The organism is Lysinibacillus parviboronicapiens (genome assembly GCF_003049605.2).
GTDB lineage: Bacteria > Bacillota > Bacilli > Bacillales_A > Planococcaceae > Lysinibacillus > Lysinibacillus parviboronicapiens.
The window spans coordinates 1,898,393-1,921,160 of the sequence record NZ_CP073713.1 but is presented as its reverse complement, the minus strand read 5'-3'; the positions used below and the strand labels follow the sequence as shown (position 1 = coordinate 1,921,160).

Here is a 22,768-nt window from a genome sequence, read left to right as displayed (position 1 = left end):
TAACTGTAATTTACATTATCGGTTCTGAAAGTTATTCAATGTTTATAGAAACAATTGGATCATCAATATAATTTTAGAAATTTAATAAGTTTTTAATACAAATAGTGGTGAAAACGTTTAATTTTTCGCCACTATTTTGCAATTCCCGAAATGTTGGCGAGACCCCAGAATGATATAGTGCTAGTATTTATTGCAGGAATGCTGTCTTATAGTCATATAAGAAAAGGGTGGTATGTCAACACTAAACCGGACAAAAATTATAAGGTCTGTTGCTTGAATTCCACAGGTGTTAAATAGCCTAGTGTTCCGTGAATTCGAATGTTATTGAACCAATGAACATAATCATCAAGTTCAAGAGCGAGCTTTTCAAGAGTAGAGAAATGTGCACCGTTAGCGAATTCTGTTTTAAATACCTTAAACATCGCTTCAGCCACGGCGTTATCATAAGGGCATCCCTTCATGCTTAAGGATCGCTGGATTCCGAATGTTTCTAGGGCTTTTGAAATGAGCTTATTATCACACTCTTTTCCTCGGTCTGTATGAAACATTTGAATGTCGTTCAAGTTACCTCTAATACTTACTAGCGCTTGATAAACCAGCTCTGCTGTCTTATTTGAACCAGCACTACAGCCAATAATTTCACGATTGAAAAGGTCGACAAATAAGCATACATAATGCCATTTTGTTCCGACACGGACATATGTTAAATCACTCACGATGACAGCCAACGGCTTTTCTTGCTCAAATTGACGCTGTAACTCATTTTTTACCGGCGCTTCATTACATGTTGATTTATACGGCTTATACTGTGCTACTGTATAGTTTGATACTAGTCCAATACCTTTCATTAAACGACCAATTCGACGACGTGATACGTGCTTTGGCTCTGGTAATTTACTTAGTTCTTTCTTGATTTTACGCGTACCATAGTTGTTACGGCTTTCTTTGAAAATACGAGCAATCTCTTTGGAAATCTCTTTATCTTCAGTTTTTAGCGCACATTTGCCACAAACATCGACATGATAGTAATACGTACTTTTCGGAATATCAAGGACGTCACACATTGCTGATACTGAATATTTGTGAGCGTTATTTCGAATCACATCTATTTTCGTCCCATGATCAGCGCTGCTTGCTTTAAAATATCATTCTCCATCAGTAAACGTTGGTTTTCTTTGCGTAATCGAGCTAGTTCGTTATCTTCTTCAGAGCGATTATCTTTGGCAGCGAATGAACCGGTTTCTTGATGGTTTTTAATCCAGCGGTCTAAAGCCGAAGGCGTTATATCGTATTCTCGGGCAATATCAGCACGAGATTTTCCATTTTCATAAAGCTTCACTAATTGTAATTTAAATTCAGATGTAAAAGTTCGACGTTGACGTGACATAGTAGCACGCTCCTTTAAGTTGGTAGTCTAAGTGTACTAGGCGGGGGAGGTTACGGAACACGCAATGACATTGCGATTGTTTGGCCGCCTAACAGAGAACCAATCGTTCTTGCAATACTATCCAGTCGCGATAAACAGGATGCAACTTATAACGATGAGCTTATTGCACAGGCAACAAAGGTTGTAATGAATGTTTTTAAATCCACTCCAAACAACAAGTAACGGGAATGAATTACTAAAAAATACTATCATCTTTTTTATAAAAAATCGCTTAACATTGTAAATATGCGATTTCCTGACACTACTTCCTTATGAAAAAAACAACTAAAAGCCAATTTCCTTAGCGTACAGGAAATTGGCTTTTTCATTGTCGAAATTTGCTTAGCGTACGAAGTTCGCGTTTTGTTGGTATGACCCCATGTCCAACAACTTAAGAAAAAAGAGGCACTTTTTATTAAAAATCATTGAATTAGCTTAAGTACACGGCTATGAGGCGGCGACTCCTGCGGGAACAGCACGAGCGGAAGCACCCGGACTGAGCGAAGCGAAGGAGAAGGCTGGAGCCGTGCCCGCAGAAAGCGTCCGCCGTAGCGGAGAAAAATGACTACGAAGTAGACTAAAAAAACAAAGCCTCGAAGATTTTACTAATCGTAAAATCTTCGAGGCTTTTCATTTTTGAGGTAAGTTGTTTTGTCCCAGCCTCTTTCAGACATAATTGTTTTAATCCAATAGAAAATGCTTTCTTCAGATTAAGGTGCCCCTTTTACCATGCCGAATAATCATTCAATTTATCATGTGCATACCTCATTTTAATCGTCATTTAAACCGTAGTATGTTCTCTGCTAGAGGGGAAAAACCCTATACTGGATCCGTAATCTATCAAATTAGATACAAACTTTGCATCAGGTAATTCGCATACCACACCAACTTCTTGTAAAAAACGTTGCGTATCTTGACACGTTGGGATTGATAAAGAATTTTCAGCTGTTTCTTCTAGTAAAGGCACCATCAATTCCAAAGCATATTTTTGTTTATCAGACAATGTATAGTCTTTAAATAAATTCATAAATTGTTCAGTATCGACAATTTTAATAGGATGACCGCTCTGTTTCAGATATTCAACAAACGGTTTCCATTCAATTTGAACAGGATTACAAATGTGGAAAGTTTCCCCTTCAGTTTCCTTTGTACATGCCAATTGTACAATAGCTTTACTACCAAAATCGATTGGTACTAGATCAATATACGTATGAATGTCCGGTGCAACTTGTAGTAACAAGATAGCTTTTATCACACGATAAAAAGCATTACCTTCTATATTCTCTTGAAACCTTCCGTCAAGTGTATGCCCTACTAGGTTTCCCACACGATACACTGTTGCTGGCACGCCTTCTTTTATTGCTTCTCTGACTAATTTTTCTGCCAAAAATTTACTTTCTATATACACATTATCTAACTGCTGTCCTCTGTCAAAGTCTCGTTCAGAGAACAAAAATTCTTTAGCATCATGAGGAGCATGTCCAGAAATGCTAATTGTTGAAATATAATGAAAACGTGCCCGTGCGTCTTTACTCAGTTCTAATAAGTATTTAGTAGATTCCACATTAACTTGGATAAAATGTTCTCTATCTCCATAATGACGCACATCTCCTCCACAGTGTATGATTGTATCTATTTCTTGAATCAATTGTTTTTTTACATTTGGTGTAATACCCAGATGTTCTTTGCTCAAATCTCCTTCAATGATATGAACGCGATGTTTCATTTTTTCTAAAATAGTCTCTCCAAAGTAAAACTCCATTTTTTCTCGTACTTTATTTTCCATTGAAGTTTGTTTTTGATTCCGAACTAGGCAATAAATCACTGTATCAGGTAGTAATAATAACTGCTCTAAAATATGGGAACCAAGAAAACCTGTTCCGCCTGTTAATAATATACTACGAAGTTTCTGTTGTGAAACTTGTATTAATGTATCCCATTTCTTACTGTTTTCTTGCTTATCTATATAAATATTATTTTCTTTTTTATGCTCACCCACAGTTGCTGCTATACTGTTTTCTTGCTGAAGCGCTTCTGAATCTATTTTTCGAGCCAGTTTTTCTATTGTACGATAGTGAAAGAAATCCTGTATGCGCAAGTGAGGGAAGTATGGTTTTAGTTTCACCAAAGTAGGCATAATTTTTAATGAGTGCCCCCCTAGAGCAAAAAAATCATCTTTTATGTTTAAGTCTTTTATGTTTAATACTTCTGCCCAAACGTTAGCTAGTACCTTTTGTGTTTCTGTAACAGGTGGTTGATGATTTTTATTTTTCCGGTACTGTATCTGATACTGCCCTAGTAGTTTTTGAACATCTATTTTGCCATTTTGTGTGACAGGAATCTCTGAAACACAAACATATCCTTTTGGCACCATATATTCCGGTAAAGTAGTGGAAACATGCTTATAGGCTTCTTCAATACTTATTTTAGATTGGTTATAAACAGTGAAATATGCGTGTAATTCGTTTCCTTCTGCATCAGGTAAAACCACCGCTTGTTGAATGCGAGGCTCTTGCACCAGTACATCTTCAATTTCTCCTAGTTCAATACGATATCCTCTTATTTTCACTTGTCTATCACGTCTACCCATATATTCTACACTTCCATTTAATGCTAGTCTTACTAGATCTCCTGTCCGATATAAAATAGAATGATTTTCAGTAGAAAACGGGTTAGACAAAAATGATTGTTTGGTTCTATCTGGCTGATTTACATACCCGATTGCTGTTCCAACACTCTCAATGTACAGTTCTCCTATTACACCTATTGGACACATTTGCATGTTTTCATTTAAGATATAGACTTTTGTATTTGCAATGGGCTTCCCAATAGGAATCTGGGTAACAGTACTATCCACTTTTGTAGAAACAGAGTAATACAACGAACTAACCGTTGTTTCCGTAGGTCCATATTCATTGACAATCTGTACAGTATCACTCATTTCAGATTGCCATTTTCGAATAGCTTCTGCCGACGCAGCTTCACCTCCCATAATTAGCACACGTAAACTTTTTAATGGAATGTGCTGTTTTGAAGATACTCCATTTGCTAATTGTTTAAAAAAGGCTGTCGCCACATCTGAAATCGTAATGTTATAAGTAGAAACGGCATCGAAATATGCCTGTGAGGAGAAACGTTGTTCCTCATTTAATAGATGAAGTCTTGCTCCAGTTAATAAAGCCGAAAAAATTTCCGAAACAGACGAATCAAAACTGTGAGAGTAAAACTGAGATAACACATCTTGCTCTGTTATATGGAATGTTTGTGAACGCCATTCCACTAAATTAAGTACGCCAGCATGTCGGAGTAATGTACCTTTCGGATTTCCCGTCGATCCAGATGTGTAGATCATATAGGCTGTGTCTTCCGCTGTGTTTTTGTTTAAGATGTCTTGAATTGCAGACGATGCTAACATATCTTCTATTACTGCTACTTGCTCATAATGGGATAGTGATTCTTTTTTTAGAGAATTTTTCGTTAGAATCAGCTTTGCCTTACTGTCGTTTACAATATACGATACACGTTCTGGCGGATATTTAATATCAATTGGCACATAGGTACCGCCAGCTTTGAGAACCCCTAACATACATACAATACTTTCAAAACTTCGTTCTAAGAAAATGGCAGCTACATCATTGAGTTGCATTCCTTTTTCAATCAAATAATGGGCAATTTGATTAGAATAATGATTCACCTCTTCATAGGTATATGAACTATCCTCTGTAGAAATTGCGATCGAATCGGGTCTTTTATATACTTGCTGATAGAAACGTTCTTGTATAGATGAATGTGATGGCATCGCCATATACGTATCGTTCAATTTTTGATACACAGTTTTATCTGTATTACACAACATATTTAATTGACAAAGGGATGTAGTAAAATCAGTTTGTATCATCTGTAATGTTTGCAAAAGTTGTTCTGCAAAACGTGAAATTGTTGTTCTTTCAAACAAATCAGTATTATATTCTAAATCCATAACTAGGCCATCTTCTGACTCTAAGAATGTAAGGGATAAGTCAAATTTACTAATTGCTTGCTCCACGGGTTGTATATCCAATCGATGCAAATTATGTTGTTGAGCTGTGTTCTGTTGATAACTAAACATAGTTTGGAAAATTGGATTATCATGTGCTGTTCGTTCAGGGTTTACTACTTCAATCACCTTATCAAATGGATAGTTTTGATGCTGGAATGCCAAAAGACATTTTTCTTTTACGACTTCACACAATTCTTTCATTGTGGAAGCATCGGTTGTATTTACTCGAATTGCAACTGTGTTGACAAAAAAGCCTTGTACATCTTCAAATGCCGTATGTTGTCTCCCTGTCACAGGTGTTCCTACAATAAGGTCGTTCTGCCCACATATCTGCTGTAAAAATTGTGTATAAGCAGTAAATAGCAATATGAATAGTGAAACTTCCTCTTGTTGTGCAATTTTTCTTAATCCTGCCAAATGTACCTGATCTATTTTCTTAGAAAGCACCGCACCATGGTTCGAAGGAGTACTAGGACGCATCCGATCATATGGTAGTGATAATTGAGGTAGAACGTTTTGAAACTCTTGTTTCCAATATTGTTTTTCTAATTCCCATGTCCCTAACGAAAGGTGTTTATATTGCCATGCTACATAATCTACATATCTAACAGTAGGTTTGGTAGCATGCACGCTTTTATTTAGTAATATTTCTTCATATACCTCTAATAGCTCTTTTAGAAAGCGTTGTAAACTCCATTCATCCATAATAATATGATGGAAATTCAAATATAACCAAGAGCAATCTTCACTCGCTGTGAATAGTATCGTTCGGAATAACGGACCCTGTTCTAAATCAAACTCTTTAGAATCAAACTCCTGTATACACTTCATCCTATATGCTGCTTGTTTACTCTTTTTAATACTGGTAATATCCACATGTTTAGCTATCGTAGATATTTCTTCTCGTATGTGTTGCACAGGCTCCCCTTGCTTTTCCATGAAAACCGTTCGAAAAATTTCATGTCGTTGTACAACTTCATATAAAGCTTTGTTCAACATATTGATTTGTATACCGGGCTGTATTTCTACCAGGACAGGGATGTCATACGTTCTATCTTCTGGATACCTTTTGTATAAAAACCAAAGTCTTTTTTGTGCATGTGATAACGGGTAATACGTTTGTTCAGGAATTTGCGGTATTACAACTTCTTTATCTAAAGGATTTAATTGGTCTATATAATCAGCACATGTATGAATCGTTCGATATATATATAAGTCTTTTAAACTGAACTGTACATGGAATCTGGCATGAATACGATTAATGACTTGGACTGTGAGTAAAGAATGTCCACCAATTTTGAAAAAATCATCTTCGATACTTATCTGTTCAGAATTCATCTGTAAAACTTCTGCCCAGATATTCTGTAAGTGTATTTCAGTATCTGTATTGGGTGGGATATATCTATGGGTACGGTTTTCTAATAAGGACTCTGCTTGCTTTTGTAATGAGTTATAATCTATCTTGCCACTCGGTGTTAAAGGAAACTTCTCGACATCTTGCATGTAATTCGGTAGCATAAAATAAGGTAATTTTCCCGAAAGATATGCTTGGATATCTTCAGCAGTCACAATAGACTCTTTTTGCAATATGTAGAAAGCAATCAATTGCTGATTGCCATTTTTATTCTGATAAACTATCACAGATGCATGTTGAATAGATGGGTGTTGGAGCATTTGCTCTTCTATTTCTTCTAATTCGATACGATATCCACGAATCTTCACCTGGTTATCTATACGTCCTAAAAATTCAACTTGTCCATCTTGTGTGATACGACCTTGATCACCGCTTTTATATAGTCTCGCCTTAGACGAAGTTGGTAAATTTACAGTTACAAATGCTTCTTTGGTTTTATCAGGTTGATTGACATATTGCTGTGCAAGGCTACTCCCACCAATATAAATCTCTCCAGGTACGTACGGCGGACAAATTTGATGCTGTTCGTTCAAAATATAGATTTCTGTATGAGATAACTGTTTCCCAATTGGTATATTTGCTTGTGTTTCATCTACTTTGTTGATAATCGGATATGTGGCCACACAAACTGTCGATTCTGTTGGACCATATGCATTTACAATTGGAATTTTCAAATCTACTTTTTCTTGCCATTTTCGTACTGTTTCCGGTAGCAATGTCTCTCCACCAACAAATATATAGTTTAGTGATTGCAATTTTTCTAAGTCATGAAGAGACGCTTGCGTTAAAGTATGGAAAAATACAGTAGGTAAAAGACAAAAATTTACTTGTTGTTTGTGAATTGCCTCAATAAAGTGATTGAAAGATTTTCTTTCTATCTCCGATAAAATATAAAGCCTTCCACCAGTTAACAAGCTACTATAGATTTCCCAGACAGATGCATCAAAGATAAGTGATGCAAATTGTAGATGTACATGATTTTTCTGAAAATGATACGTATCTTTTAAGGATTGTATAAAGTGAATTACTCCCTTATGAGGAATTAATACACCCTTAGGATTTCCAGTAGAACCAGATGTATAAATGACATAGGCTGCATCTTCCATTGTATGTGTACGTTTCGCTTGTTCAGTAATGAATTGTTTAGGCATATCTTCATATAAAATAACTTGTTGCTCTAGTTGAATATGTCGTAAACTAATCTTATGACTTGTAATAATATGAGTTGACTCACTATCCTGTAATATAAAACGAACCCGGTCTACAGGAAAATCCGGCTCCACAGGTACATAGATACCCCCTGCCTTTAATACTCCAATCATGGAAACAACGGCTTCTATACTACGATTCATAATGATACTTACACGATTTTGTTTTTGAAACCCTTGGTGCAATAAAGTTTGCGCCATTTGGTTCGACAAGACCCGCAACTCTTGATAAGTGATATTTTGCTGACCCACCGTTATAGCAATACGATCTGGATGTATATCCGCTTGTTCATCGATGAGTTGGTCTAATGTCATAGGCATCACATTTTTCACAGCCAATGTGTTTTGATAAACATCATAATCCTGTGGTAAAAGCAATTCTAGATTGCATATAGCTATGTCACTGTTTTCTAACAATATCTGTAGTAAATGTTGAAATCTATCTATAAAGTTCTGTATGTCGTTTTCATCATATATACCAGAGTTATAATCAATTTCAATATTTAAAGCATCACTTTGGTTTTGAACTAATCGCCATACCATATCAAACACACTTACTCGATTTTGATGTGTGATGACTTTCGTTTCTAAGTCTTCCATTCTGAAATTCGGAAGTTTCACCATGTTGAATACTGTTGAATATAAAGATGGGTTATTTCCTTCTCGATTCTTAATTTGCTGAATCAAATGGTCCAATGGATAATCTCTATGTGCGATTGCTTCTTTTACAGAGTCATTCACTTTTTGAACTAACTCTGTAAATGTTTCGGTAGGTGAAAATGCTATACGTAGTGGAACTGTATTCACAAAGTAGCCAAATACCTCTCGCGCTTCTTCGTCACGGCTTCTGGTGTTAATTGGCATGCCAACTACCAAGTCTGTCTGATTTGTCATTTGATTTAATAAAACAATATAGATGCTTAACCATACACGGTATGAGCTAACTTGATTTTCCTTGGAAAATTGTTTTATAAGGTTAGATAAAGTAGGTTTTATTGCATATTGTAAAGCACCTCCTTGATATGTTGGTACAAGTGACCTTGCGCAACTTGTTGGAAATTCACTCCACGGTAAGGTACCTTCTAATCTTGCACGCCAATATTTTTCAGAAGTAACATAATCCTCTGTTCCAATATAATTTTGATGTTTATGTACAAGTTTTTCATACATCTGTATTCTATGAATGTTTTTTTCTGTTTCAAAAGTTTGGTCTAATGAATAAGCTTGTTCTAAATCTTGCAGGAATAATCCTAAACTCCATCCATCAAAAATAATATGATGGAACATAATGTGAAGGAGATATTCATTTGGTTCCAACTGATACAATTTAAATCGAAACAAGGCATCTGAGGTTAAATCAAATCTTGTGTAAAGATTTGATTTCAAAGATTCGTCCAACATCTGATCTCTTTTGGCACCAGGATAAGAAGACCAATCATAAAAATCCATGTCTACATGAAATTGTTCTTTCCTTATTTGTTTCAGACCGTCAATCGTAGATACAATATTCATTTGTAACGCTACGTGTTTCGCTACAATATATTGTAATGCCTTTTGTAGTCTTTTATGATCTAAGTCCCCTTTTATTTGTATAGAAACGGGTTCATTATAAATGCCGGCTTCTATGTCCATTTGACGTGCAAACCATAATACTTTCTGATTTTCTGTTACATCGTATTGAGCTTCGGTTATCAACTGGGCATTTTCTACTTTAACAAATCGGTTCATACTGTCCCTCCTAATTAACGAAAAATATTACCAATAAAATACATAACACATGTGGGTGTTTGTTTAAAATGTATAGTTTTGCCTATATAAACGTGTCTAAAAACTCTTGAATGTGAGAAGAGAGGATGGATAAAACAGCTTCAGCGGGTAGTCTTCGGTTTGTTACACTGCCTAAGCGGCACACTCAGGACTAACTCGAAAGTATTTTGAAGTTGGTCGTGGCATGGCCCCTTTTATAATTATTCAAGTAATCAAACAAAGACTCTCTCCAGTAGGACATGCACATATAGGTATAATGGGAAGATATTCGTTTCACTCACCAGAGGAAGTTGAAAATGGATCTTTACGTCCGTTACTAAAAATGGAATAGAAATAAAATATTTGATGTTTAGAGCCCTATTGCCATTTCTGTTCCGTTACTACATAAACCCTTAGTTCGCTGTTTATAGCGGGTACAGCGTAGTTTTATCGATTTCAGATTGTACTTGTGATGTTAATGAATAACCGTAAGCATCCTCTTTATCGCCGATAGCAACCACACAAGTGTCAACTAAAGCTGGGCCAAGCTCGAATATAAGCTTTTCCCATCTCACATTTTATTACCTAGACAAGGTTTTATATTTATATATCGCAAAGCATGGGAATAGTATATGACGAACGAAATAAATTGTCAAATTTTTACATTAAATCAAGTGGGAAATAAAAGTGACAGCGGTGTCATTTAAGATTTACAATAAAAGGTTAATTTATTACTATAAATTCCACTTTAACCACCTTATATAGAAATAAGACGATTAACGACATTATGTAAGTTGCGATTGCTTGATACGATCTTGGTACCGATTATTAGTTATAATAACACAAATAAATTGGAATACATTTGGAAAAACTGTGACGAATTAATCCTAAGAAGCTTCTACCGGATTTTGGGTTGTTTTTCCCAGTATTCTTTGAAATGTACATTCGTTCATCAGCTAATTTAAAGAGTGCTTCAGTAGGTCCTTCACCTATAGCTATCCCTGTAAGGAATTGGCTTTAAATTGGTCTGATAAATCTATAGGATTTGCCCTTCAGAGTACAAAAATAGTTTATTAGTGTCATCTACACTAATAAACTATTTTTGAAATTATATTTTTCTAATTATTGCAAATGTCTATTTTATATATTTAGAACGAACAATGGTCCTTTTATATGGCTCACCTTGTATCGTTTCACCAGCAATATTTAAAGTTATATTATAGACACCAGACTTTTTATTCGCTGGAAAATTTACCATAAATTTTTGTTCATTAACCTTTTGGATTTGTAGAGAAGAAGCAATATCTTTACCTGTTGGATCTAGTACTCGTACATCGAAAGTAAGTTTTTGTAATTGTTGATTAGCTTGCATTGTAATGATATTATTCGTTTCTAATGCTACTGTTGGAATACTCACCTTAATCAAAGATGGACCCCCGTGTTGAACTGCCAGTAAATACGCATTATCTCCTGCCTGCGTGCTAATATTTAGCTTCCATTCCCCCTTCTCAGAAATAACGTCAGTAAATGTATGGGGTACTCCGCCATTAAAGAAGGAGGCTTCTTCCATGGATTTGATTGTCTGGTTGGTATATTTTTTTCCTAAAGGAGATAACAACTCTATCTTATCACTAGTTAATCCTGTCCATAATTTAACATTACCGAGTGTAGCATCCACATAAAAAGAATGTGTCACATCGTTTGACGATTGTAACTTTCCTCCATAAAAATAATGAGAAGCATCCAACTCTTGAAACGTATCAGATTGAGAAAAGTATTCATTGTTTTCAACGATATGAGCAGTAGAAGCAGACTGTAAATACTGTTCCAATCTAGAAAATACTGCAGATCCCATGCGAATACGGTCATGGTCAAGTGAGGTATCGGTAAATAAATGTGTTCCGTAAGATAACTTAGTGCTTACCTCTTTCACTAATCCATCATTTGGATCGGAAAGATATAGCCCACCCATCCAGAGTGCAGATAGAAATGGTCCTGTATTAGTACCAGCAATTGTATAATAGTGGTTCTTGCTTACGTTGGGGTGATTGTCTATTAGTGAGCGAAAGTGTTCCATTTCCCCAACTTGAAGTGAATAAGTGTATTAACAGGTATTAACGGGTATTAACGATAATAAATATGTCTCGAAAGATGTATAGACAAGCTAACCCCACCTTCCATCTATCCCAATATTCTATAAATAGGAAATGATTCACTTCTAATTTAGACAAAAAAATATAAACAACCAGTCGCCGGTTCAATACCGTCAACTGGCTGTAAAATAAGGTGTTTTCTTACTGTCTCAATATGACACTCAGTGCCCTTTTTATGACTGAGACATTAATCCTTTAACAAACGATGAGACAATGTACTTGTAGAACTCTTCCTCGGTGACGAGTTGGGACTGATATTGCTGGTGAATCAGCTCGCTCATCTGAAAGCCGTAGCACGTCGAGAGAAAAGACATGGCGGCAAGACGCGCATCCTGTCTAGCTATAATTTTTTTCTTCTGCAGTCGTTCAAAATATTCAACCAGCAAAGAGTGCAGCTTCACCGGCGGATCGGTCAGCACCCTGTCCAATTCGGGGAAAATTCCTTTGTCGCGGATGCCAATCAAAATTATGTCCACATTTTTATGGAAAAACAAGCGGTACTGCCGGCTTACATTCAGCAGGTCGACTTCCGGATTATCGGTCGCCTCCTCTTTTAACAGTTTCTCAAATTGCGGGATATCCGAATGTCTTTCAATGATGGCTTCCAGTATTCCTTGCTTGCTTCCAAAATGCCGGAAAATCGTAGATTCATTGACTTTAGCTTCCGCTGCAATGGCTTTGGTGCTTACTCCCCGATAGCCATTCTTTTTTATGAGCCGTGTCGCGGCTTCAATGATTCTGTCTGAAGTATGCATTGTATTACTCCTTTTGCATATGTTAAACCTATTATACTACAAGTTATGCAATGCAAATAGGGTTCGGGGTTCATCATCTTCATAAACGTTTATTTAAGGTAAATCACTTCTTTTTTCCCAGCGACTTGCTTCCGTAATCTTGACATGATCAGGCACCAATTGCGTGAGCGTGCCTAATTTATCGAACGTAATCTGGATTCGGTCAGAGGGCAACAGCCATTGTTCGGTCTCGATTGCGCAGCAATCCGGTATCGTCCCCATTCCTATAATCGTGCCCGGGAGCGGCGTAAAAACTTTGAGAACCTCCTCCATCACTTTTGCAGGGTGCGCGGAATACTCGGATGTGCTTCCCTTCCAGTGCAGTCTCTCTCCGATGCGTACATCCACATCCAGTGCCAGCGGGTTATCGATTTCATCCAGCGTAACCAGAAATGGTCCTATTCCTTTGCTGTAATCAAAATCTTTGCACCGCGTTGGTCCGGTCAACGCCTGAAAATCAGGCCACTGCACATCGCGAGCAGTACTGTCGTTAAAAATAACATAACCAGCAATGCAGTTCCCCTTCCCTGTAACAAAGGCCAGCTCCGGTTCGATATCCAGGTAAGAAGAGTACGAAGGCCAATGAATTGTAGCCCCATCGCCAATCAATGCATTATGGTTACACTTGTAATAACTGAAAGTTACTTTATTCGGTTCCCGCTGGAATTTTTTGGAAATTTTTCGTTTAAACTCTTCTCTTTCCGCCCCTGTGTATTCTCTTTGTAGCAGATTTATGCCAGCATTTCTCAGATGTCTTGGCGTCAACCCGAAATCAATAAGCGCAGCCGGGTTCAGAATCGGCGGCAGCAGTTTTACCGCGGCAATTGGACAGATTTCATTTTCATTGAATTGATGCGGCTGACCAACAGCATATTGCATCAGCTCCTTAGCGGCAGCATGGCTTGCCGGCAAATGTTGTAGATAGCTGTCCATACTTTGTAGACTGTCAACGAATGTCCCCTGCTTTTTCATGATTGCGGCAAAAGACACGACAAATTTCTCGTTAATGACAATCCCAAACAAACGTTCTCTCGAAGTCTTGGTGTGAAAGGTTACCAGTTTCATGTTTGTAGCGCCTCCATCCATGTAATGTGATGTTGTTCAGTTATTATCATATTGCATAGAGCGAATGCATGCAAGTACTCGCTTGCATTTTTATTTTCTATTCTCTATTATACAGATATAGTCAGTGTGACTAACCCCAAAAAACATATACGCAAAGGAGAATTGTTATGAAGTATAGAAGTATTATCCAAAAACCTCGGGTTAAATTTTTTGAAGTCGCAGATGGCGTCTTTGCCGGTATTTCGCCGTATCGTGGTATCAGTTGGGCCAATGCCGGGTTTATCAACAAAGGTGAAGGCCTGGTGTATGACACGTTCTTCGATTTGTTCCATGCGCGAGAAATGCGAGATGCTTTTAAGGAAGTAAGCAATGGCGGCTCTCCCGCCTATGTGGTGAACTCGCACTATAACAGCGACCATGCCTGGGGGAACAAAGTATTTGAAGATGCCTGCATTATTATGCACAAGGAAGCGGCCAGAGAGCGTCTTACCGAAAATATCGCCTGGATGGATAGCATCATCAAAAGAGGGAAGAATTCTCCGGAATCGACTCAGGGCGAGCAATTTTTTGCAGCGGAATTTGAAGGATTCGACCTGGAGGGCGTAGAATGGGTGCACCCGAATATTGAGATAAAGGACGATATCAACATACGTCTTGGCGATACTGAAATTATGATTTACAATGTAGCTCCGGCCCATTCTGACAGTGACTTGCTGTTGTGGATGCCAAAAGAAAAAGTGCTGTTCGCCGGCGATGTTGTGTTTAACGGTTGTACGGCATACAGTGAAGAGGGGACCCTTAACTGGATTAAAGTGCTTGATCGCATTATTGATGACATTAAACCCGAAATCGTTGTTCCAGGACATGGCGCAATCTGCGGCCTGGACTTCGTGAAGGAGCAGAGAGACTACCTCTTGAACCTGATTAGTGAGTTCAACAAGCATTACAATGACGAGATTGATTCCTTGTCTCTGACCAAGCAAATCGATATTTCTCGCTTCCTTCATTGGATTCAGCCAGAACGTTTGTATGTTACGGTGGATATCCTCCTAAAAAGCAAACGGGGGTTGCCATCTCTTCCAAATTGGAATGAGGTTCCTACAAAACTGGAAGGCATGAAAGCTTTTTTGCACGAGAAATATGGCGATCGGATCAAGCAATGGGACCCCATGAGCGTGTGGCAAGAATAGCATCTGCAGAGACTATTGGATTGGTACATCTCTTACCACAAATACAAGAAAGTATCTACCTGTCTCACTGTTAAATGTAATGTGTAATGGATAAATTGGATAAAGGATCCTGTTAACATTTTATAAAAATAGGCTTCTTTACTAAATAGTAAAGTTTATTGAGGCTCACACGCTCTGTATTAATCGAAGCTGGGCAACTCGTAAACCATGCTTATTTTTGCTCAAAGACCAACAAGCAGACTGGGATTTTGTTTAAAAGACAATAAAGTTATGTAATTTTAAAACCTAAAACAAGCATAACCCCGTTCTAAATTTAAGACGGGGTTAAAATATAGTTGTTTAATTTTCGATATAAGATACTTCACTGTACTTAAAAATATAACAATAAAGTCGTTTAAAAAACTAAGTTTTAATAAACAATAGTTCCCTTTATTGGAATAGCTAATCTACTTCTAAAACGAAGGCATAGAAAGCGTCGTCATGAGATAAATTCGCTTCCTTTGCTCAATTTCCATACTGCGAAAATTAGAAAGCCTAGGAATAAAGATTGCTCAGGACGATTTTGGCACCGGTTATTCTTCACTTAACTATTTGAATGTATTGCCGATTCATACCCTTAAAATTGATAGGTCATTTATTCAAAATATGACATCGGCGACAGCAGAAAAAACGATTATCGAATCAATTATCAACCTTGTCCATAAATTAGGTCATGATGTAGTTGCAGAAGGGGTGGAGACAAAAGAACAGTATAATTTGCTCAAAGAATGGAACTGCGACTTTGTACAAGAGTACTATTTCAGTAGGCCTGTTTCGGAAGACAAACTTGTCGAATTGCTGATGGAGGAAAAGAACTCCACAAATCAGTAAAAAATAAGGTTCTTTAATGACATAAATAAACAAACAGCCGCATTCTCTAACGAAAGGCCAGATGCTGATTAAAAATATCTCATGTTCTATCCGCCATTATTTATATGACTTTGTTTCATAAACTAAGAGAAATGATCTGATAATTCCTGTAGCCCTTGTCTTAAAATGATTAAAAGCTGCCCTTTATAATTTAAAGAAGCAGCTTTTTTTGCTTAATTTTCTATCGAATTTTAGAACAACCCTAGCGCATGTCCGTTGCTATCTACATCCATGCGCAATGCCGCTGGCTGTTTTGGTAAACCAGGCATCGTCATAATGTCGCCAGTTAAGCACACTAAAAAGCCTGCTCCTAACTTTGGAATAACTTCACGGATTGTCACAGTGAAGCCTTCTGGACGACCGAGTAAAGTTGGTTGGTCAGATAAAGAGTATTGCGTTTTTGCCATACAAATCGGCAATACATCCCAGCCGAATTTTTCGATTTGCGCCATTTGTTTTTTCGCTTGATCTGTAAAGTTGACGTCCTTGCCACCATATACTTTTTGCACGATGGTACGTACTTTTTCTTCAATGGATTCCGTTACCTCATATAAAGGTGAGAAGTCGTTTTCTTCTTGTAGGACAGCAAGCACTTGCTCCGCTAACTGAATTCCACCTTTGCCGCCCTCTTCCCAGACGTTGGTACGGGCAATGCGTACATGATTTTCTTGACACCAGTTCAGAACGGTTTCTAACTCCGCTTCTGTGTCCGTAATAAAACGGTTTAATGCGATAATTGGTTCAACACCAAATGCGCGAATCGTCTCGACGTGTTTAGCTAAATTTTCGATGCCTTGTAACAGCGCATGAACGTTTTCTCCAACGAGTGCGGTTTTCGCTACACCGCCATGCATTTTCAATGCACGAATCGTTGCCACAAGTACCACGGCACTTGGTTTGAAGCCAGCTTTACGTGCTTTAATGTTCATGAACTTTTCAGCACCTAAATCTGAACCGAAGCCCGCTTCCGTCACAACGATATCGGCTAATTTACGTGCTGTTTGAGTCGCCATAATCGAGTTACAGCCGTGTGCGATATTCGCAAATGGCCCACCATGAATAATGGCCGGTGTGCCTTCTAATGTTTGCACTAAGTTTGGTTTAAAGGCATCTTTTAATAGCAGTGTGAGGGCACCTTCTACTTGCAGGTCACGCACAAATACTGGCTCACGCTCGAATGTATAGCCGATAACAATGCTTGCTAGTCGTTCACGTAAGTCTTCTATGCTTGTTGCTAAGCAGAATACTGCCATAATTTCTGAAGCAACCGTAATGTCAAAGCCGTCCTCACGTGGCATGCCTTGCACTGGACCCCCAAGACCAACAACTACTTTTCGTAGTGCACGGTCATTTAAGTCCATTACGCGCTTCCAGATGATGCGACGCGGATCAATGTTTAACACATTGCCTTGGTGAATATGATTATCGATAAATGCAGCTAAAGCATTATTCGCTGTTGTGATCGCATGCAAGTCGCCAGTGAAATGCAAATTGATGTCTTCCATCGGTACAACCTGTGCGTAACCACCACCTGTAGCACCACCTTTGACGCCCATCACAGGACCAAGTGATGGCTCACGTAATGCAACAAGAACATTTTTATTTAATTGATGAAGGGCATCTGCAAGTCCGACTGTTACCGTTGATTTCCCTTCCCCAGCTGGAGTTGGGCTAATTGCCGTGACTAATACAACCTTGGCATCTTCACCCTGTGCCGTAATTTTTAATGGGTCGATTTTCGCTTTGTAGCGACCGTATTGTTCCAGGGCATCCTCAGGAATCCCTGCAACTTTCGCAATTTCTGTAATAGGTTTCATAACCGCTTGACTAGCGATTTCTAGATCTGATAATGGTTGATTTTTCGTTGTCATTTGGCACCCTACTTTCTCTGTTGTTCAACTCCATTATAGACTTTATTGTGAAATAAAACATAACTAGTTATGCAACATTTCGACAATCAATTGACATCGCCAAGCAATTCAGGTATGTTCTAAGAGAAAATGCAATTATCTCATCTATCAATTATGCTGAGACTTAGTTGATATAGTTTTACATTCAAGCGCACTGGAGGCGAATGCTTATGCAACAAGGAATCGTAAAGTGGTTCAATAATGAAAAGGGTTATGGCTTTATTGAATGTGATGATGGCGAAGATGTATTTGTACATTTTACGGGGATCCACGAGGAAGGCTTCCGTACACTTGAAGAGGGTCAAAAGGTTTCATTTGAAGTAGTGGAAGGCAATCGCGGCCCACAAGCATCAAATGTTGTGAAATTATAAGCGTAAGTGGAGCTGTTCAATAAAAGAACAGCTCCTTTGTGTTCTAAGTATAAGTAATAAAGGACTTCTATTGGCGTTGTCATCTTTCTATCGGCGATTTCAGACTTCTATCCACGATTTCAGCTATTCTATCCGTCAATTCAGCGGTTCTATCCACCCTCCCTGACTCTATCCAACTTAGGGGTTAATCCAATAAAATGCGGCTGGGAAGATTAATGTTTCCTTCGTACGTTCGGTATCTTTTAGCGTTACCCCAAACGGACCTTCACTTTTCCGACCCAGCATCATTTTTGTTGCCGCTTCTTCCTCAAAAAAATCTAAGCGCATATTTGGCAACTGTAAGGAGATACACGGTGGTTGTCTGTCTGGCTCAGATAATTGTAATACTTCCTGCCAACGTTGTACGGTAGCCTGCGCATCTTGTACAAAAAATTGCACAGACTCCATCGTAATAGACTGTTTCATGTTGATGGCACCACTTGCCTCTAATTGCGCCAAACGCTCGTCATCCCCATCTGCCCATTCGATGAAAAATGGAAAATCAATGGCTTGCCCGGGCTCACCAAAGTGCAATAGCTTCCATTTCACAACCGAGCCATCTGGCCGTGTTCGACTACAAGCATCCGGTCCGTAAACTTCAAGTCCCAACGCACGTAGACGAGCCGCCTCTTCATCAATATTTGTGGTACGTAAAGCAATGCGTGAAAACCCGGAGCGCTCATTGTCACCCTTAAACGTATGATGTAATGTATAAGGTAGATTCGCCGCTTCCTCAAATAGCGCTCGCTCATAAACTGCAATTTGCTCGATATATGTTAAGCCAAAATAACTAAGCGTATTATACGTTCCCCACATGGTGTGCTGACCACCATTCACAGTGTGGATATTGCGCTTATTTAAGAAATCCTTTATATTCTCAGGTGACTGAACTTGATGTACTAAATGGTCGAAATATAAAGTCATGATAATTCCCCCTTTTCATTGTTTAATTATATACTTTACCTGTTAGTTTTATTGGTTTAAAATAATATTAAGAATTTTCGAATAGTTAAGGAGTTTTTCTCATTATGACAACTGCATTTTACGAAGCCATTCAAGGTAGACGTTCCATTTTTGGCTTATCGAAAACTTCTCCCATTTCAGATGAACGTTTACAAGAAGTAATTGAATTAGCGGTAAAAAATGCCCCATCGGCATTTAATTCACAAACAGGACGAATCGTCGTGCTACTGAACGATCAGCATGAAACATTTTGGCAGCTTGCGTTAAAAAATGCGCTTGCACATGCAACGCTAGAGCGTATTGAATCGACAACTGCTTGCTTTCAAGGTTTTGTGGAAGGCTATGGTACTGTCTTATTTTTCGAAGATTATGAGGTAATTGACAGTTACCAAGAGAAATTCCCGAAATTAAAAGACCAATTCCCTATTTGGTCACATCAAGGTGCAGGTATGCTTCAATATGTTATTTGGACTGCACTTGAACATGAGGGATATGGTGCTAGCTTACAACACTATTACCCTGAATTATCGGAAGAATTGCGTACAGCTTGGCATATAAAAGCAAGCTGGCAGCTCATTGCCCAACTGCCATTTGGTGGGCCTACTGCCGCACCACGCGACAAAGAAATAGTGCCGGTGGACCAGCGTGTTTTTATCATAAAATAACAAGAGGTGATTGAAATGACTGACAACGTAACAGCATTTAAGCAAGCTTTAGGCAATTACCCCACAGGCGTCACAGTTGTTACTGCATATAATGACGCGAACGAACCGATTGGCTTAACCGTCAATTCCTTTGCATCTGTTTCAATTGACCCACTGCTAATCTTATGGTCACTCGATAAAAAATCACAGCTACATTCACATTTTCAAGCAACCAAGAAATTCGCTGTCAATATGTTAGCGAGTGACCAAGCGCATTTATGTACATTGTTTTCTAGTAAAATTGCTGACCGCTTTGCCCAAACAATCTGGTCTACTTCCGCGCACGGTTTACCGATTTTACATGATACATTATCCACATTACAATGTGAAACTTTCAAGCAAGTTGATGCGGGCGACCATACGATATTCATTGGGCATGTTTTAGCCATTGATAATGCACAGAAAGAACCACTGCTCTATCATCGTCGACATTTAGGTCAAATCCCTGCAAGTTTTTACGAGTAGTTCTGACCCAATTCAATCATTTCTTTCCGATAGTAAAATGCTAAGCACAATAAGTGATTTTACTAATCATATTACGCAAATGATTCGCATTCGTGCAGAAAACAAACGTATATGCCACTTTAGTTTATAAACCAACAGGAGTTGCCTCAAATTTACACGTTGAGGTAGCTCCTTTTATGCCTATAGAAGGAAGTTTCTTACACAGCGAGAATTCTATCTTATGGGGATATTTCTTACAGAACTAAACACGCTTATGCCAAATTAGTGTACTGTAGGAACAGGATAGCAACATCTATTGACCGATCTTTTAATTTGCTTTAATCTGCTGCAATTTATATCACACAGAGAAAGGAATGTGATAATAACGATGTGCCATATTAAAAAAATGCTCGTTCTTGTTTTGGTGATCTTCATGACTGCCAGTTGCGCCGGTATGGAAAAACAAAAAATTATCGTGCAAAAGCATAATGATACGGGTATATATGAGGACTTGAAGGAAATTACCAAAAGGAAAAAGGTGAAAGCAGTTAAAGACATACTGCATAGCGCGAAATGGGAACAGATGAAAGTTGATATGGCCAGAGAGGCTGACTATCAATTCGTTTTTCAATTCGTCGATTCTAACATCCAAGCCAAGGCCATTCTCTACTCCGTGTGGCTAAGTCCAAACAAAGACACATTAGAAGTTGTAGAAGGTGACTATCAATATGTCCACCTCAATCGTGAAGATTCTCAAAAGTTATTCGAAGCTCTTACTGAAACAAACCTAGTCGATGTAAAATGAAACTTTAATCTGTGGGAACTTTCTTCGTCCCACTGATGGTAATGGAAGCAATCAGCTAACCGTTCATGTGAAATCAACAGAAATAAGGGCACCCTTTTCGAAGGATGCCCTTTCTTCAATTATATTTTGTGCGTTGATGAGACATCCAAGTACCAATATTTCGGCATACTAACATAGTCACAATCATGACAATGACACCTTTCACTAGATTGAATGGTAAAATCCCTAAAACAATCATATCTTTTAAGGCGTCCCCCTTCACTGGCTCCATCCCTAAAAACAAGGTGTACATCGGTAGGAACAGCACATAATTCAGTAAGCTCATACCAACTGCCATCACAATTGTACCTGCTACCAAACCAACGATTAACCCCTTGATACGCTGTAGTTTTGAATAGAAAAAAGTCACTGGGATGATAAATAACACACCTGTCGTAAAATTGGCAATATGCCCGACTGGTACCCCCGTTGTGCTTCCTGATAATAACCAATCCAGCATATTTTTTAAAAGTTCTACTAAAATTCCCGCAACTGGTCCCATCGTCATTGCTGCTAATAAGGCGGGCACATCACTAAAATCTACCTGCAGGAAATTTGGAAATGGTGGTAATGGAAAATTAAATAGCATCAGTACTATGGATATACTACTTAGTACGCCTATATTCATGATATATCTTAATTTCAACGTGCTCGCTCCTTTTCAACTGGCACCCATAAAATAAAACTTCAATGCGTGTGTTTTCATCCGCCATGCATTTGTGAGTTGTTCGATCACCTGACCGTTCATGTGACATAAAAAAGACCACCTATAAGCCGAGGGATGATCCCTGCCTATAATGTGGCCTCCAGATTTCTAGTCAGCTGTGTTTATTCTTTATTTTTTCTGTGGAAATCTTTGCTTCTCAAGTCGATTAATTTGCACAATGACACCATCTTGAATGGTAATCTGCACTTCGCCAAATTGTAGATTTTCAATTGCATCGGCAATCACTTGTAATTTCTTGTCATCAATCTTAGCTGTTTGAGACATTGGATACACCCCTTCTTTTTCATACTTTTTTCGTACAAAAGAGGTCAACGCATCATGATGATTCGATGGACCCCCTTATCTCTCAGAAAACTCTGCTGGATTTGGCACCGTTTTAGTCGGTTGCCGAGGCTTTATTGGGCCAGTTCCCTCCACCTCTCTTGATAAGAGTATTACGTTTCTTGGAAATAATTCTATAATTCTGAAAACCTATTGTCAATATAAATATTATAAAACCTACATGAATACTAAGAAATTAAGTAAAATGGTTCATTTTGTAAAAAAACATCCGTACACTTAAAGTTACATAAGCGAAAGGATGTTTTTTTATTTTGCACCATTTGGTCAATTGTCAGCATTTCTAAATGATGTAACTGAGCACAGGCGGCGAGTATAGCAGACGGCATTTGCCTTTCGCCACAGAGCAAAGCTTCCTGCGAAGAATAGCGGGAGCTGAAGGCCGCACAGAAGCATAGCGACAAGGAGACTGCAACCATGCCCTCGAACAGCGAACTGCCTCATAGCGGAAATCAACCGATTTATATAGATACTTCAGTCTAG

16 protein-coding genes, 1 pseudogene and 1 riboswitch are annotated in these 22,768 nt (G+C 38.3%); of the genes and pseudogenes, 7 read left to right on the top strand and 10 right to left on the bottom strand.

Annotation, left to right across the window (positions count from 1 at the left end; translation table 11 throughout):
• Positions 1-257: 257 nt before the first annotated feature.
• Positions 258-1,387, bottom strand: a protein-coding gene (locus C9J31_RS09025) for an IS3 family transposase (RefSeq protein WP_107948057.1) whose coding sequence is annotated in 2 segments (ribosomal slippage) — positions 258-1,141 and positions 1,141-1,387 — 1,131 coding nt in all. Because the reading frame shifts where the segments join, the coding sequence is not laid out codon by codon here.
• 39 nt (positions 1,388-1,426) lie between these two features.
• Between C9J31_RS09025 and C9J31_RS23575 the strand changes: the two are divergent.
• Positions 1,427-1,609: pseudogene (locus C9J31_RS23575) on the top strand (class A beta-lactamase); the annotation flags it as partial.
• A gap of 598 nt (positions 1,610-2,207) precedes the next feature.
• Here C9J31_RS23575 and C9J31_RS09020 read toward each other — a convergent pair.
• The 5 genes from C9J31_RS09020 to C9J31_RS09000 all read right to left on the bottom strand — a co-directional run bounded on the left by C9J31_RS09020 (position 2,208) and on the right by C9J31_RS09000 (position 13,845).
• Positions 2,208-9,815 carry a non-ribosomal peptide synthetase gene (locus C9J31_RS09020; RefSeq protein WP_107948059.1) on the bottom strand — a complete coding sequence of 2,536 codons (7,608 nt, stop codon included), beginning with the start codon at positions 9,813-9,815 and terminating at the stop codon, positions 2,208-2,210.
• Positions 9,816-10,258: 443 nt separating this feature from the next.
• Positions 10,259-10,408 carry a hypothetical protein gene (locus tag C9J31_RS09015; protein ID WP_193766998.1) on the bottom strand — a complete coding sequence of 50 codons (150 nt, stop codon included), beginning with the start codon at positions 10,406-10,408 and terminating at the stop codon, positions 10,259-10,261.
• Positions 10,409-10,968: 560 nt separating this feature from the next.
• Positions 10,969-11,910 carry a hypothetical protein gene (locus tag C9J31_RS09010; RefSeq protein WP_107948060.1) on the bottom strand — a complete coding sequence of 314 codons (942 nt, stop codon included), beginning with the start codon at positions 11,908-11,910 and terminating at the stop codon, positions 10,969-10,971.
• A gap of 249 nt (positions 11,911-12,159) precedes the next feature.
• Positions 12,160-12,741 (bottom strand): TetR/AcrR family transcriptional regulator, encoded by a 582-nt coding sequence (locus C9J31_RS09005; RefSeq protein ID WP_010859047.1) that lies wholly within the window; start codon positions 12,739-12,741, stop codon positions 12,160-12,162.
• A gap of 93 nt (positions 12,742-12,834) precedes the next feature.
• Positions 12,835-13,845 carry a fumarylacetoacetate hydrolase family protein gene (locus C9J31_RS09000; protein WP_107948062.1) on the bottom strand — a complete coding sequence of 337 codons (1,011 nt, stop codon included), beginning with the start codon at positions 13,843-13,845 and terminating at the stop codon, positions 12,835-12,837.
• 167 nt (positions 13,846-14,012) lie between these two features.
• On the opposite strand from C9J31_RS09000, the gene C9J31_RS08995 reads away from it, so the two are divergent.
• Both C9J31_RS08995 and C9J31_RS08990 read left to right on the top strand, forming a co-directional pair.
• Entirely contained in the window at positions 14,013-15,035 is a 1,023-nt protein-coding gene (locus C9J31_RS08995) for an MBL fold metallo-hydrolase (protein WP_107948064.1), read from the top strand.
• Between the two features lie 489 nt (positions 15,036-15,524).
• Complete coding sequence (locus C9J31_RS08990; RefSeq protein ID WP_107948066.1) at positions 15,525-15,905, top strand: EAL domain-containing protein; 381 nt, start codon at positions 15,525-15,527, stop codon at positions 15,903-15,905.
• A 230-nt stretch (positions 15,906-16,135) separates the two neighbouring features.
• Here C9J31_RS08990 and C9J31_RS08985 read toward each other — a convergent pair whose 3' ends face one another.
• On the bottom strand, positions 16,136-17,815 hold the full coding sequence (locus C9J31_RS08985) for a formate--tetrahydrofolate ligase (RefSeq protein ID WP_107948068.1): 1,680 nt from the start codon (positions 17,813-17,815) through the stop codon (positions 16,136-16,138).
• A 209-nt stretch (positions 17,816-18,024) separates the two neighbouring features.
• Between C9J31_RS08985 and C9J31_RS08980 the strand changes: the two genes are divergently transcribed.
• Positions 18,025-18,225, top strand: coding sequence for a cold-shock protein (locus C9J31_RS08980; protein WP_054768572.1), 201 nt, complete (start codon positions 18,025-18,027; stop codon positions 18,223-18,225).
• A 177-nt stretch (positions 18,226-18,402) separates the two neighbouring features.
• On the opposite strand, the gene C9J31_RS08975 is transcribed toward C9J31_RS08980, so the two are convergent.
• Positions 18,403-19,188: a VOC family protein gene (locus tag C9J31_RS08975; RefSeq protein WP_107948070.1), complete on the bottom strand. Its 786-nt coding sequence runs from the start codon at positions 19,186-19,188 to the stop codon at positions 18,403-18,405.
• Positions 19,189-19,292: 104 nt separating this feature from the next.
• Between C9J31_RS08975 and C9J31_RS08970 the strand changes: the two genes are divergently transcribed.
• The 3 genes from C9J31_RS08970 (at position 19,293) to C9J31_RS08960 (ending at position 21,180) form a co-directional block, all read left to right on the top strand.
• Positions 19,293-19,892 carry a nitroreductase family protein gene (locus C9J31_RS08970; protein WP_107948073.1) on the top strand — a complete coding sequence of 200 codons (600 nt, stop codon included), beginning with the start codon at positions 19,293-19,295 and terminating at the stop codon, positions 19,890-19,892.
• A gap of 15 nt (positions 19,893-19,907) precedes the next feature.
• On the top strand, positions 19,908-20,396 hold the full coding sequence (locus C9J31_RS08965; RefSeq protein WP_107926136.1) for a flavin reductase family protein: 489 nt from the start codon (positions 19,908-19,910) through the stop codon (positions 20,394-20,396).
• Between the two features lie 433 nt (positions 20,397-20,829).
• On the top strand, positions 20,830-21,180 hold the full coding sequence (locus C9J31_RS08960; RefSeq protein WP_153062515.1) for a YhfM domain-containing protein: 351 nt from the start codon (positions 20,830-20,832) through the stop codon (positions 21,178-21,180).
• A gap of 115 nt (positions 21,181-21,295) precedes the next feature.
• Here C9J31_RS08960 and C9J31_RS08955 read toward each other — a convergent pair whose 3' ends face one another.
• Both C9J31_RS08955 and C9J31_RS08950 read right to left on the bottom strand, forming a co-directional pair.
• Positions 21,296-21,865 (bottom strand): ECF transporter S component, encoded by a 570-nt coding sequence (locus tag C9J31_RS08955; RefSeq protein ID WP_193766996.1) that lies wholly within the window; start codon positions 21,863-21,865, stop codon positions 21,296-21,298.
• Positions 21,866-22,054: 189 nt separating this feature from the next.
• Positions 22,055-22,210 (bottom strand): YezD family protein, encoded by a 156-nt coding sequence (locus tag C9J31_RS08950; RefSeq protein ID WP_107926192.1) that lies wholly within the window; start codon positions 22,208-22,210, stop codon positions 22,055-22,057.
• Between the two features lie 72 nt (positions 22,211-22,282).
• A riboswitch (SAM riboswitch) is annotated at positions 22,283-22,378 on the bottom strand.
• Positions 22,379-22,768 lie beyond the last annotated feature (390 nt).

Coding starts and splice junctions, on each gene's coding strand:
- C9J31_RS08970 (WP_107948073.1), top strand. CDS start 19,293: ATGACAACTGCATTTTACGAAGCCATTCAAGGTAGACGTTCCATTTTT.
- C9J31_RS08985 (WP_107948068.1), bottom strand. CDS start 17,815: ATGACAACGAAAAATCAACCATTATCAGATCTAGAAATCGCTAGTCAA.
- C9J31_RS09000 (WP_107948062.1), bottom strand. CDS start 13,845: ATGAAACTGGTAACCTTTCACACCAAGACTTCGAGAGAACGTTTGTTT.
- C9J31_RS08975 (WP_107948070.1), bottom strand. CDS start 19,188: ATGACTTTATATTTCGACCATTTAGTACATCAAGTTCAGTCACCTGAG.
- C9J31_RS08965 (WP_107926136.1), top strand. CDS start 19,908: ATGACTGACAACGTAACAGCATTTAAGCAAGCTTTAGGCAATTACCCC.
- C9J31_RS08995 (WP_107948064.1), top strand. CDS start 14,013: ATGAAGTATAGAAGTATTATCCAAAAACCTCGGGTTAAATTTTTTGAA.
- C9J31_RS08950 (WP_107926192.1), bottom strand. CDS start 22,210: ATGTCTCAAACAGCTAAGATTGATGACAAGAAATTACAAGTGATTGCC.
- C9J31_RS08980 (WP_054768572.1), top strand. CDS start 18,025: ATGCAACAAGGAATCGTAAAGTGGTTCAATAATGAAAAGGGTTATGGC.
- C9J31_RS09020 (WP_107948059.1), bottom strand. CDS start 9,815: ATGAACCGATTTGTTAAAGTAGAAAATGCCCAGTTGATAACCGAAGCT.
- C9J31_RS09005 (WP_010859047.1), bottom strand. CDS start 12,741: ATGCATACTTCAGACAGAATCATTGAAGCCGCGACACGGCTCATAAAA.
- C9J31_RS09010 (WP_107948060.1), bottom strand. CDS start 11,910: ATGGAACACTTTCGCTCACTAATAGACAATCACCCCAACGTAAGCAAG.
- C9J31_RS08960 (WP_153062515.1), top strand. CDS start 20,830: ATGGAAAAACAAAAAATTATCGTGCAAAAGCATAATGATACGGGTATA.